The 12,743-nt window shown below is 59.8% G+C and carries 12 protein-coding genes; 10 read left to right on the top strand and 2 right to left on the bottom strand.

Annotated features, from left to right (window positions below; translation table 11 throughout):
• The first annotated feature begins 56 nt into the window (after positions 1–56).
• The 7 genes from GA830_RS07760 to GA830_RS07790 are packed head-to-tail and all read left to right on the top strand — an operon-like array spanning position 57 to position 8,357.
• The gene (locus GA830_RS07760; RefSeq protein ID WP_258045658.1) at positions 57–422 is read left to right on the top strand and encodes a DUF1636 family protein; all 366 of its coding nucleotides are present in this window, start codon (positions 57–59) and stop codon (positions 420–422) included.
• Positions 419–1,456, top strand: coding sequence for a cobalamin biosynthesis protein CobW (cobW, locus tag GA830_RS07765; RefSeq protein ID WP_195164474.1), 1,038 nt, complete (start codon positions 419–421; stop codon positions 1,454–1,456). The genes GA830_RS07760 and cobW overlap by 4 nt, the downstream gene beginning before the upstream one ends.
• A 20-nt stretch (positions 1,457–1,476) precedes the next feature.
• Positions 1,477–4,821, top strand: coding sequence for a cobaltochelatase subunit CobN (gene cobN, locus GA830_RS07770; protein WP_195164475.1), 3,345 nt, complete (start codon positions 1,477–1,479; stop codon positions 4,819–4,821).
• Positions 4,818–6,200 carry a precorrin-3B synthase gene (gene cobG, locus GA830_RS07775; protein ID WP_195164476.1) on the top strand — a complete coding sequence of 461 codons (1,383 nt, stop codon included), beginning with the start codon at positions 4,818–4,820 and terminating at the stop codon, positions 6,198–6,200. Before cobN ends, cobG begins: the two co-directional genes overlap by 4 nt.
• Positions 6,200–6,832, top strand: a complete 633-nt coding sequence (locus tag GA830_RS07780; RefSeq protein ID WP_195164836.1) for a precorrin-8X methylmutase — start codon at positions 6,200–6,202, stop codon at positions 6,830–6,832. The genes cobG and GA830_RS07780 overlap by 1 nt, the downstream gene beginning before the upstream one ends.
• The gene (locus GA830_RS07785) at positions 6,829–7,566 is read left to right on the top strand and encodes a precorrin-2 C(20)-methyltransferase (RefSeq protein ID WP_195164477.1); all 738 of its coding nucleotides are present in this window, start codon (positions 6,829–6,831) and stop codon (positions 7,564–7,566) included. Before GA830_RS07780 ends, GA830_RS07785 begins: the two co-directional genes overlap by 4 nt.
• A complete protein-coding gene (locus GA830_RS07790) occupies positions 7,563–8,357 on the top strand; it encodes a precorrin-3B C(17)-methyltransferase (RefSeq protein WP_195164478.1) in 795 nt (264 codons plus the stop codon). Before GA830_RS07785 ends, GA830_RS07790 begins: the two co-directional genes overlap by 4 nt.
• On the opposite strand, the gene GA830_RS07795 is transcribed toward GA830_RS07790, so the two are convergent.
• Positions 8,336–9,088 carry a cobalt-precorrin-6A reductase gene (locus GA830_RS07795; protein WP_195164479.1) on the bottom strand — a complete coding sequence of 251 codons (753 nt, stop codon included), beginning with the start codon at positions 9,086–9,088 and terminating at the stop codon, positions 8,336–8,338. The genes GA830_RS07790 and GA830_RS07795 overlap by 22 nt on opposite strands.
• A gap of 85 nt (positions 9,089–9,173) precedes the next feature.
• Here GA830_RS07795 and cbiE point away from each other — a divergent pair, with 85 nt between their 5' ends.
• From cbiE to cobM, 3 genes are read left to right on the top strand one after another with little or no spacing between them, the layout of a single operon-like run.
• Complete coding sequence (gene cbiE / locus GA830_RS07800; RefSeq protein ID WP_195164480.1) at positions 9,174–10,406, top strand: precorrin-6y C5,15-methyltransferase (decarboxylating) subunit CbiE; 1,233 nt, start codon at positions 9,174–9,176, stop codon at positions 10,404–10,406.
• Entirely contained in the window at positions 10,403–10,795 is a 393-nt protein-coding gene (locus GA830_RS07805; protein ID WP_195164481.1) for a cobalamin biosynthesis protein, read from the top strand. Before cbiE ends, GA830_RS07805 begins: the two co-directional genes overlap by 4 nt.
• The gene (gene cobM, locus GA830_RS07810; protein ID WP_195164482.1) at positions 10,792–11,556 is read left to right on the top strand and encodes a precorrin-4 C(11)-methyltransferase; all 765 of its coding nucleotides are present in this window, start codon (positions 10,792–10,794) and stop codon (positions 11,554–11,556) included. Before GA830_RS07805 ends, cobM begins: the two co-directional genes overlap by 4 nt.
• Here cobM and GA830_RS07815 read toward each other — a convergent pair.
• Positions 11,523–12,638 carry a cobalt-precorrin-5B (C(1))-methyltransferase gene (locus GA830_RS07815; RefSeq protein WP_195164483.1) on the bottom strand — a complete coding sequence of 372 codons (1,116 nt, stop codon included), beginning with the start codon at positions 12,636–12,638 and terminating at the stop codon, positions 11,523–11,525. The two genes, cobM and GA830_RS07815, sit on opposite strands and share 34 nt — an antisense overlap.
• Positions 12,639–12,743: the final 105 nt, after the last annotated feature.

A 12,743-nucleotide genomic window follows, 5' to 3' on the forward strand; every position in this document is an offset into this window, starting at 1 on the left:
AACCGGAGTGCAGTGTGGATATCAGTTCCAGTCCCGATGAACGCGAAGCCGAGACAATGGTCACGGTACTCATCTGCGAAAACTGCCGCGATGAAACGGGCTCAGATGCGCGTCCGCGCGCCGGAGAACATCTGGCCGAGGATGCCATTCGCGCGGCCTCGGGAACCAATGTCCGCATTGAGAAAGTGGAGTGTCTGGGCAATTGCAAACGCCGCCTCAGCGCAGCAATGGTGCGCCCGGGCAGCTGGAGCTATGTCTTTGGCGAACTCACCATCAACAGTGGCGCAGACCTCGTTGCGGGCGCTGAACTCTTTGCTGGATCGACCGATGGCCTCATTCCATGGCGTGGTCGCCCCGACAGCCTCAAACGCGGGCTGATATCCCGCATCCCGCCTCTTAATCCTCTGAAGGAATTAAAATGACTGCATCTTCACAGCGCGTTCCCTGCACCGTCATCACGGGCTTTCTCGGTGCCGGCAAGACGACGCTTTTACGCAATGTGCTGGAGAATGCCGGTGGTAAGCGCCTTGCAATCATCGTCAACGAGTTCGGCGATGTCGGGATTGATGGCGATATTCTGAAAGGTTGCGGCATTGACGCTTGCCCGGAGGAAAATGTCGTTGAACTGGCCAATGGTTGCATCTGCTGCACCGTGGCGGATGATTTCGTGCCCGCACTCGACAAGATTCTGGCGCTGGAGCCGCGCGTTGATCACATCCTCATTGAAACCTCAGGCCTGGCCTTGCCCAAACCGCTTGTTCAGGCATTCCAGTGGCCAACAGTCAAAAGCCGCGTCACCGTCGATGGGGTCATCGCTGTGGTCGATGGCCTGGCATTGGCGCAAGGCCGTGTGGCTCATGATATGGATGCCCTTCACGCGCAGCGGCAGGAAGACGACACGCTTGATCATGATGATCCGGTAGAGGAAGTCTTCGAAGACCAGATCGCGTGTGCCGATCTCATCATATTGTCCAAAAGCGATTTGATGGATGATGCCGGGCGCCAACGTGCCAATGCCATCATCTCGGCCCATATGGCGCGCGCAGTGAAAGTCGTCCCGGCAAGCCATGGCAAGGTAGATGCCTCGGTGCTTCTGGGTCTCGGCCTGGCAGTCGAAGACGACATCGAAAACCGCAAAACCCATCATGATGGCGCATTCGATCACGAACATGATGATTTCGACACCTTCGTCATAGAGCTTCCAGCAATCACCACACCGGCTGATCTGGCGGCGAGAGTGGCGCAAGCCGCTGAAGCGGAGAACGTGCTTCGCGTCAAAGGCTTCGTGGATGTAGCGGGCAAGCCCATGCGTCTTCTGGTGCAGGCAGTAGGCGCGCGTGTCAGCCATCATTTCGACCGCGCCTGGGCGCCCGGCGAAGAACGCAAAAGCCGTCTGGTCGTGATAGGGCTCAAAGGTCTCAATCGCCCGGCCATCGAAACCATTCTTGCTGGTTGAGCAGGAAAGGCTGATCCGCGGTGCACATTCTCACCACAACATCTGCAACGCTGGATGATCTGGCCGAACCGGTCGATCTGAAACAGCCGCCTGCGGACATTGTGGCGCTGTCCTTTACCGACAGCGATCTGGCAAGCCTTGCGGCAGCGCACCGGCTTGCCGGGTCGGATGCACCCTCGCTGCAACTGACACCGCTGCGGGAACTGCGCCATCCGATGTCTGTCGATCTGTGGATCGACAGCATGGCCGGCCAAGCCAAAATTGTTCTGGTCCGCATTCTGGGTGGTTATGAATGGTGGCGTTATGGTTGCGACAGGCTCGCAGCCATGGCGCGCGAAAAGGGTTTTCATCTGGCACTCTTGCCGGGTGAATGCCGGGAGATGGATGAACGTCTGATCGAAGCGTCAACACTGCCGCGCGCAACGCTGGATGAGCTTCTGGCCTATTTCCGCGAAGGTGGGTCAGCCAATATGCAAGGCCTTCTTGGGCGTCTTGGAGCGCTGGCCGGGCATGAAAGCCTCGCCGTGCAACCTGCATCGGTGCCAAAAGCCGGTTTTTATCTTCCGGGCCGTGGCATCGCCACTGTAGGTGATATGCGTGCAACCCTTACCCCTGGCGCACCAATCGTGCCTCTCCTGTTTTACCGCTCCATGTTGCTGGCAGCAGACATAGCGCCCATTGATGCCTTGTGTGCGGAGCTAGCGGCGCACCGTATTTCCGCAGTTCCCATCTTTGTGGCGAGCCTCAAGGAAAGTGCCTCACTGGATTTCGTCGAGCAGGCAGTGACCGATTTTCCGCCAGATATTCTCGTCACCACAACAGCCTTTGCCTCTGGCGCCGAGCCCGGCACCGAAACGCTGTTTGACCGCATAGGCGTTCCTGTCCTTCAGGCCATCATTGCCACCACGCGCCACGAAGCATGGTCCACCAATCAGCGTGGCCTGGCACCGGCAGATCTCGCAATGCATGTGGTCCTGCCCGAGCTTGATGGTCGCATCCATGCTGGAGCGATTGCCTTCAAGGCTGAAGCGCTGGAATCCGCCGGGCACCGGGGCATGATCAATCAGCCGGAGCCTGCGCGTGTCGTGCAGTTCGCGCGCCGTGTTGAAAATCTCGTTCGGCTGCGCAGAACTGAGCGTGCCAAACGCAATATATTGATTTTAATACCTGATTATCCGGCGGCCCCTGGTCGCACTGGCTATGCAGTTGGCCTTGATGTGCCCGCCAGCGTGCTTGCCATGCTGCATGATTTGCAACAGGCGGGGTATTGCGTGGGCCATATTCCAGCCACGCCGCGCGCTCTGCTCGACGCCTTGGATCGCGGCCAGCATGCGCTGCCTTTGACCGCCTATACTAAAGCGTTCTCAGATATCCCTGAAGCGGCGCGGCAGGCGGTCGAAGATGCTTGGGGCAGTGCAGTCCACGCCGATTTGGCGGACAATATATCGTTCCGCGCGGCTCGTTTCGGCAACATCACGGTCGCGCTGGCGCCTGATCGCGGTCGCTCCATTGACCGTCGCGTTGACTACCACGACCCCACCATTCCGCCCCGTCACGAGTTGCTGGCTTTCGGCATCTGGTTGCAGAACACGCTGGACTGCCACGCCATCATCCATGTTGGCGCGCATGGCACGCTGGAATGGTTGCCGGGTAAGACGGTCGCGCTTTCGCATGCGTGTTTCCCTGAAATTGTCACTGGCGCATTGCCGGTTATCTATCCCTTCATTGTCAGCAATCCGGGCGAGGCTGCACAGGCCAAGCGGCGCATTGCGGCTGTTACGCTTGGCCATCTGCCACCACCACTCACCGAAGCGGGGCTGGATGAAAACCAGCAGATACTGGAGCGTCTGGTGGATGAGTTTGCGCAGGCCGAGGGGCTGGACCGTCGCCGGCGCGACCGGTTGGCAAAGCTCATCGTTGAAAAGGCGCGCGAGACCGGACTGGCATTAGATGCCGGCATGTCAGGCTCTGAAACACCGGATGAAGCGCTCCAGCGCATTGATGCGTGGCTGTGCGATTTGAAGGATTTCGCCATCAAGGATGGCCTGCATATCTATGGCCGTGTGCAAGATGATGACCCTGAGCCGATGCGGCATGAAAGCGCTCAATACGAACGCCGTTCTTTGCTGGCAGCACTGGATGGGCGCCACATCACCGCAGGCCCCTCCGGCGCACCGGCACGAGGCCGCACTGATGTGTTGCCAACGGGGCGTAACCTGTTCACCGCAGACCCGCGCACCATGCCCACACCGACCGCATTTGAGCTTGGCCGCGCGGCAGCAGAAGAGGTTCTGCGCCGCTATCTGCAAGATCATGGCGACTGGCCCAAAAGCCTTGTCATTGATTTGTGGGGCTCTGCTTCGCTGCGCACCGGCGGTGAGGAAATCGCTCAAGGCCTGTATTTGATGGGTTGCCGTCCGCAATGGGATGCCGCGACCGGGCGTGTTACCGCTGTCGAAGTGTTGCCGGCAGCCATGATGGGGCGGCCGCGCATAGATGTTACATGGCGCATTTCCGGGCTTTTCCGCGACATGTTCCCCTCTCAGATCGCGCTCATTCATGCGGCCGCCATGGCCGTTGGCGCACGCGACGAGGATGCGGATGAAAACCCGCTTTCTGCCCTCGCCAAGGTGCAAGGCTCTGTTCCATCACGCGTTTTCGGTTCATCGCCCGGCACTTATGGCGCAGGCATCGAGGAACGGTTGGCATCAGGCGACTGGGCAGACCGCGAAGAACTTGGGCGCGCCTATCTCGACGCAGGTTCGCATTCCTATGGGGGGGCTGAGGGCGAGGGCACTTCTGCGCCAGGCGCCTTTGCAGACCGCGTGGCAAGTGCGGAACTGTTGATCCATACGGGCGATGATCCCGGTCGCGATATTCTGGAAGGCTCCGCCGATGTCGCCTTCATAGGCGGCTTTTCCGCAGCAATTGCCGTTTTGGGCGGCAAGGCAGATATCATCGCGCTCGATACGACAGATCCTGCGCGACCCCGCGCCCGCTCGGTCAGCGAAGCGGTTGCGCGCGTAGTGCGCGCCCGCGCCACCAACCCGGTTTTCATTGCCGGCCAGCTAAGGCACGGGCCGCGCGGCGCGTCCGAATTTACCGAGACGGTGGATCGGCTTATCGGTTTTGCTGAAACAACAAATGCCATAGCGCCTTCATTGATCGAAGCCGTCTACGATGCCTATCTGGGCGACCCGCAGGTGCGCGCATTCCTGCTGGCCGAAAACCCTGCTGCCGCACGCGCCATTGCCGTACGGTTCGCCTCGGCCAGAAAGCGTGGCCTATGGCATCCATTGCGTAATTCGGTGGACAATGATCTGGCAGAACTCATTGCTGAAGCCACAGGCCGGTTGGCGGCATGACGGCCATTATCCGCAATGCCTGCCCCTCATTGTCTGAGCCGATGCGCACGGGTGATGGACTTCTTGTGCGCTTAAGCCCCGCCAGTGGTGGCTTTTCACCTGGTGCGTTGGCCGGTGTCGCGCAAGCGGCATTTCGTCATGGTAGCAGCATGGTTGAGGTTACGGCGCGCGGCAGCCTTCAGATACGCGGGTTGGAAGAATCGACAGTCGCGCCCTTTGCAAAAGAGATCGAAGCGCTCGGCATCCGTGTCAGGACAGGTGTGCCAGTCGAAACCGGCCCCTTGGCTGGAATCGACGTATCCGAGATCACTGATCCTCTTCCACTGGCAGGATCAATTCGTGAAATCATTGAAAAGAAAGAGCTTTCGCTACGCCTTGGCCCAAAAGTATCGGTTGTCATAGATGGCGGTGGCCGCCTGCCCATGGCTGGCATCCTGGCTGATATTCGCCTCACTGCGACCCGCACGAAGCGAGGCGTGGCGTGGCAATTGTCGATCGGTGGCACTGCCGAGCGGGCAGCACCAATTGCGCTTCTCGATGAATCCCAAGCGCGCGATGGCGCGATTGCAGCACTAACCGCCATCGCAAAATTGGGCAAGCAGGCCCGCGCAACACATCTGGTGCCAGCAATCCTGCGCCGCGAATTGACCCAGCATGCGCTGGAGGTTTCAGAACCGGACTTGCAACAGGAAACACCGCTGGATGCGAAGATCGTGTTTCTCGATCGCTCACATCTTGCGCGCAACAGCCAGCCAATCGGGATGTTTGCGTTAAGCGCAAATCGCGCAGCAATAGGCGTCGGCCTGCCGTTCGGCCAGATCGAAGGGGCGCGGCTGGCGGCCTTTTGTCTTGAGGCCGAGAATGCGGGTATCGAGGAGATACGACTGTCACCTGGTCGCGCTATCTTGCTGATTGCAGAAGATATTTCCGTGTGCGAACAGATGCGCGACCTCGCGCCGCGCTTTGGTTTCATCGGTGATGCAGGAGATACGCGCTTGTGTATTGCCGCCTGTCCGGGCAGTCCTGCCTGCTCGTCCGGCCACCTTGCAGCGCGGGTGGCGGGAGAGCAATTGGCAGCTTTGGGAGGCGGACTATTCGACAATTCGCTGAGTTTCCATGTCTCCGGCTGCTCCAAAGGTTGCGCCCATCCAAGTGCAGCCGACCTTACTTTTGTCGGCAATAATGACGGGATCAGCCTCATTTGCGGCGGAAAAGCCTCCGAATCCGGCGTTTTACGGCTCGAACATGCCGAAATCAGGCATGGTTTTGCACGTCTGGCCGGATTATACCGCGAACAGCAAAGAGTGGGCGAAACGGCCCGCGATTGTTTCAACCGGCTGGGCGCAAAAACTGTGACCGCAGCCTTCCAGGGATCATGATGAGCGCATACGATTACATCAAGGATGGCACCGCGATCTACGAAAAATCATTCGCGATTATTCGCCAAGAGGCTGATTTATCAGCCTTTTCTGTGGCCGAAGCCGATGTTGCCATCCGCATGATTCATGCCTGCGGGCAGGTCGAGGCGACGCGCCATTTCGTCTTCTCGCCAACCTTTGTCGAGGTTGCGAAGGCAGCTTTGATGGCGGGGAAACCAATCCTGTGCGATGCCGCCATGGTGGCGCATGGGGTGACCCATGCCAGACTACCAGCCGGCAATGAAGTCATCTGCACCTTGCGCGATCCTCGCACGCCTGAAATTGCGCAAGCCATTGAAAACACACGCTCTGCAGCCGCTCTAGACTTGTGGGATGCGCATCTGGATGGCGCTGTCGTGGCCATCGGAAACGCGCCGACCGCACTTTTTTACCTGCTCGAGAAGCTCGAAAAGGGCGGCCCACGACCTGCCGCAATCATTGGAATGCCGGTCGGCTTCGTCGGTGCAGCCGAATCAAAGGAGGCTTTGGCCGCCTCGACCCTCGGCATTCCCTTCGCCATCGTGCGCGGCCGCATGGGCGGCTCGGCCATGACAGCCGCCGCTCTCAATGCTTTGGCAAGGTCCGGCGTATGACAAGTCTTGGAAAAGGCAGGCTTATTGGCGTTGGCACAGGTCCGGGTGACCCCGAGCTTCTGACCCTGAAAGCAGTTCGTGCGCTTGAAAATGCGGATGTCGTGGCGCATTTCGCCAAGCGCGGCAATGTCTCCAATGCGCGCAAAATCATCGCCGCCCATGTTCAGGAGAGGTGGATAGAAATTCCGCTTCTCTATCCGGTGACGACAGAATTAGATAAGGAAAACAACGATTACCGCACGCAAATAACCGATTTCTACGAGCAATCAGTTCAAACGCTCCAAAAGCACCTTGAAGCGGGGCGAACTGTCGCCGTTTTGTCTGAAGGTGATCCGCTTTTCTACGGTTCCTACATGCATCTGCATGTGCGCCTCGCTCACCTCTATCCAACCGAAGTTATTCCCGGTGTCACCGCTATGTCCGGCTGCTGGTCGGGTGCCGGTATTCCGATCGTGCAGGGTGATGATGTGCTCTCGGTCCTGCCGGGAACAATGAGTGAATTTGAACTGACGCGGCGGCTGTCGGATACGCAGGCGGCGGTGATCATGAAGGTGGGGCGCAATTTGCCAAAAATTCGCCGCGCGCTCGAAGCGGCTGGCAAGCTTGGCGATGCGTTTTATGTCGAGCGCGCCACAATGGAGAACCAGCACTCCATGCCGCTGGCCGAGAAGACGGATGACACCGCGCCCTATTTCTCGATCGTTCTGGTGCCGGGCTGGAGCAGCAAACCGTGAGTGGCGGGCAAGAAGATAGCCGGCAAACAACAGGCCGCATTGTCGTCATCGGGCTTGGCCCCGGCAGTCCCGAACAGATCACCCCGCAGGCCATGCGCTATGTTGCGGAAGGCGAAGAATTCTTCGGCTACTTCCCCTATCTCGACCGGCTTGACCTGCGCGCGGATCAAAAGCGCATCGCCTCCGACAATCGCGAAGAGCTGGACCGCGCTTCAGCGGCGTTAACGCGTGCAGCTTTGGGCAAGAATGTCTGCGTCATTTCGGGCGGTGATCCGGGTGTCTTTGCCATGGCCGCCGCCATCTGCGAGGCAATTGAGGCTGGCCCGAAGGAATGGCGCGCGCTTGATCTGGTGGTGGTGCCGGGTGTCACTGCCATGCTGGCGGTTGCAGCGCGCATCGGCGCACCGCTCGGGCATGATTTTTGTGCGCTCTCGCTCTCCGACAATCTCAAGCCTTGGGAAGTCATCGAGGCGCGGCTGGCCGCTGCTGCCTCGGCAGGTTTCGTGATCGCGCTTTACAATCCGATTTCCAAGGCGCGCCCCTGGCAGTTGGGCCGTGCGTTTGAACATCTGCGCACAATCCTGCCGGCATCCACGCCGGTCATCTTTGGGCGTGCCGCTGGCCGCCCGGATGAACGCATTGAAATAACAACGCTTGGCCAAGCCGTTGCCGAGCGCGCAGACATGGCAACATGTGTGATTATCGGCTCGGCTGAAACGCGCCTGATCGAGCGCGAAGGCAAACAACCGCTTGTCTATTCGCCGCGCTTTTATGCAAGCGAAAGCAAATGATCGGCAAGCTTCACCGCTTCAGTCAGAGAGCTGACAGCGCGCATGTCGCTTGCGGCAGGGCGCTCGAACAAGAACACCTTGATGCCCAATTCACGGGCAGCAGCAATCTTTCCGGAAGTGGCTTTTCCGCCGCTGTTTTTGGCGACCAGCATTTCAATACGGTGCTTCTTCAAAAGCGCCATCTCATCAGCCTGCACAAAAGGCCCACGGCCCAGAATATAGGTCACGTTCGGCACATTAAGCGGCGGGTCGATAGGGTCCACGCTGCGAACGACATAGATATGCTGAGGTGCATTTTCGAACGGCAAAATCTCTTGCCGGCCAAGCGCCAGAAACACCCGGCGCTTTGCTTTCCCCAAAGCCTCCACCGCTTCCTCAGCCCCGGCAACGCTTTGCCATTTGTCGCCCTTGATCGGCGTCCAAGGCGCGCGCCGCAAGGCAAAGGCGGGCACTTTGGTCAGTGCGCTGGCCTGCGCGGCATTGCTCGAAATCTGGGCCGCATAGGGGTGGGTGGCATCAATCAGAAGGTCGATCTTTTCCTCGGACAGATAGATGGAAAGCCCTTCCGCGCCGCCAAAGCCGCCTGTGCGCACAGGCACGGGCTGGGCAGCAGGCGCGATGGTGCGGCCAGCCAACGAAAGCATCACATCCAGCTCTTCGCGCAAGCCAAGCTGCCCGGCCAGAAGCCGCGCTTCGGTGGTGCCGCCAAGTATCAGGATTTTTTTGCGCATGGGCCCGCCTGGATCAACATTTCCACGCACCCTTACCCTTTCCCGCTCGAACACGCGATGGAAGGTTTGAGATCGGGGGAAGTTCATGGGTGAGAAAGCCGTGCAGGCTGAAAAATGGCTGACGATTATCGGCATTGGCGAAGATGGCATTGCAGGCCTTGGCGATGCCGCAAAGGCAGAAATAGCCAAAGCAAAAATCATCTATGGTGGCACACGTCACCTTGCTTTGATGGAAGGTCTGATAACCGGCGAACAGCGCATATGGCCAAGCCCTTTCGAAAAAGGCATGGCCGAAATTGCTGCCCTTCGGGGCACGCAGATCTGTGTTCTGGCCTCAGGCGACCCGTTTTTCTACGGTGTCGGCGCGACGTTGGCCCGCTCTATCAATCCGCGCGAAATGCATGTCATCGCCCATCCCTCTGCCTTCAGCCTGGCTGCGGCACGCCTTGGCTGGCCCTTGCAGTCGGTTGAACAAGTGTCGCTGCACGGTCGCGCGATAGAGCTTGTGCGTCCGCTTCTGCATCCCGGCCGCCGCGTTCTTGCGCTCACCTCGGATGCGCAGGGACCCTCTGTTCTGGCAGCGTATCTGACAGAACATGGCTTTGGCCTTTCGGTCATGACGGTGCTTGAAGCGGTGGGCGGCCCGCGCGAAAAGCGATCCCAGTTCACCGCAAATGCCTTTCCGGTCGAGGCGGTTATAGACCAGCTGAATCTTGTGGCCATTGATGTTGTGGCTGAGCCAGACGCGCAAATTCTGCCGCTCGGTGCTGGCCTTGCCGATGATCTGTTCGAGCATGATGGGCAGATCACCAAGCGGGCGCAGCGCGCCGTCACCCTGTCATCGCTTGCACCCCGGCGCGGTGAATTATTGTGGGACATTGGCGCTGGCTCCGGCTCGGTCGCCATCGCCTGGATGCTGACGGACCCTTCAATGCGCGCCATCTGCATTGAGGAAAACCCAAAGCGTGCTGCCAGCCTTACCCGCAATGCCGTGAAGTTTGGCGTGCCGGGCATTGCGCTTGTTGAAGCCAGCGCGCCGCAAGCTTTTGCCGGGCTTGAAACCCCGGATGCGATTTTCATCGGTGGCGGGGGCAGCGAAGATGGCGTGCTGGAAGGTGCTGTTGCGGCGCTGAAGCAAGGCGGCCGGCTGGTTGCCAATGCCGTAACGCTGGAAATGGAAGCGCTGCTTCTGGCGGCCCACGCCAAAAGGGGCGGCGAGCTTATCCGCATCGCGGTCACGACAGCTTCGCCGGTCGGCACCATGCATGGCTGGCGTCCCGCTATGCCGGTCACGCAATGGAGCTGGGTGAAGCCATGATTATCGCTGGCATTGGCTGCCGCAGGGCAGCAGGCGTGGAAGAAATCTTGGCGGCAGTGCGCGCCACGCTCGACCATTATCAGGTCGCGCCAGAACGTCTGGCTGCCCTTGCAACCGGCTCCATCAAGACCGGTGAGCCGGGTATCATCGAGGCGGCTAAACAATTGAATGTGCCGCTCAAACTGGTTTCCAGCGTGGAGCTTACAAAGGCCGACAATCATGCGCTCAGCGTGTCGGAACGCAGCCTTGAGCTGACAGGTGTCGGCTCGCTGTCTGAAGCAGCAGCCCTTGGCGCTGGCGGTGCCGGTGCCAGATTGCTTGGGGTCCGGCTGGCTGTCGGCAGCGTGACCTGCGCCTTGGCGCAAACAGACGGAGAGATAAGCCGATGAAAGTTCACTTCATCGGCGCGGGACCAGGTGCCGCAGATCTTATCACCGTGCGCGGCCGCGACCTTCTGGCGGCCTGTCCGGTCTGCCTCTATGCCGGTTCCATCGTCTCGCCAGACCTGTTGCAATATTGCCCACAAGATGCGCGGCTGGTGGACACAGCCCCCATGTCGCTGGACGAGATTGAACTCGAATATGCCTCGGCGCACCGGCAGGGCAAGGATGTGGCGCGGCTTCATTCGGGCGATCTTTCGGTGTGGAGCGCGGTGGCCGAACAGATCCGCCGGCTGGAGCGGCTGGGCATCGCCTATACGCTGACGCCGGGCGTTCCATCCTTTGCCGCTGCTGCCGCAAGTCTTGGCCGCGAATTGACCATTCCTGAAGTGGCGCAAAGTCTGGTGCTGACCCGTGTCTCAGGCCGTGCATCCAAAATGCCGGAGCGTGAAACATTGGCCGGCTTTGGCGCAACGGGCGCGACATTGGCCATCCATCTGGCCATCCATGCCATTGGGCAGGTGGTGGAGGAACTGACCCCGCTCTATGGCGCGGACTGTCCGGTTGCCGTGGTGGTGAAAGCCTCCTGGCCAGATGAGCGCGTGTTTCGCGGAACTCTAGGCGATATTGAAGCGCAACTCAGCGCCGACCCTGTGGAGCGCACGGCGCTGATCCTTGTTGGTCCATCGCTCGGGGCACAGGAGTTTACCGAAAGCTCCCTCTATGATCCTGCCTATCAGAGGCGGTTCAGAGGGCGCGACGGATTGTGAGAGGGATGGAAGGGCGCATGCCCCATCAATTCGCCTTCCCGGTTGAAGACCAGAATTTCAAGCGCAATCTCAGGATTGTTCAACACGCTGGCAGCTGTCGGCCAGGCGCGCGCGGCAATCGTGTCTCCCAATGGCAGACCGGCAGCTTTGGCAAGCTGGAAAGCCTGCGCCACCGTGTTGGCACCACGAATTTGAGCGAGCAAAGGTTCCGCGCCACCAATCTCGCCAGCAATGGCCGCCAGTGCATCCAGATCGGCCATGCCGCGCTTGGAATGCACATCCAGCATTCCCTGCGCCAGCTTGGTCATTTTGGCGACACCACCGGCAATCGTGACCTTGGGCACGGGGTGTTTGCGGATATATTTCAACATGCCGCCGATGAAATCACCCATATCAATCAGCGAAACCTCGCCAAGATTGTGGAACTTCTGTGCGGCTATTTCCGAAGCGTTGCCGGTGGCGCCCGATACATGGTCAATGCCCATGGCGCGCGCCACATCAATGCCGCGATGGATGGAATGGATCCATGCCGAGCAGGAAAACGGAATGACGATGCCGGTGGTGCCAAGCACCGACAGGCCGCCAACAATGCCAAGCCTGCCATTCAGCGTTTTCTCGGCCAGTTTCTCGCCGTCTGCGATCGAGATTTCAACCTCGTAATCGGCATTCTCGCCAGCCACTTCGGCAATGGCCTGCGCAATCATCACGCGCGGCATTGGGTTGATGGCAGGCTGGCCGGGGGGGATGGGCAGGCCGGGTCGTGTGACCATGCCAACGCCCGGACCCGCCTTGAAGATAATGCCGCTTCCAGCCGCGCCGGGGCGCAAGGTCGTGGTAATCAAAGCGCCATGCGTGACATCGGGATCATCGCCCGCATCCTTGACGATGGAGGCGCTGGCGGTTCCATCACTGAGGCGTTCGCGCGCCAGAGCAAAAGCAGGCGTGGCACCGCCCGGCAGAGTGATCTCGACCGGATCAGGAAACACGCCGGTCGCAAGCGCATGGCAGGCAGCCTTAGCCGCCGCCGCCGCGCAGGCACCCGTGGTCCAGCCACGGCGCAGTTCAACCTTCTCCGTATCCATGGCGATCTCTATAGAGGAATTCCAGTGAAAGTGTCGCGCGGTTTTACGCCGTCTTGTGCCCAGCGCCCCGTGGCGCGTGGCACAATTCAAACTCAAGGTGCAAAG

This window comes from Mesorhizobium sp. NBSH29, assembly GCF_015500055.1.
Lineage (GTDB): Bacteria > Pseudomonadota > Alphaproteobacteria > Rhizobiales > Rhizobiaceae > Neomesorhizobium.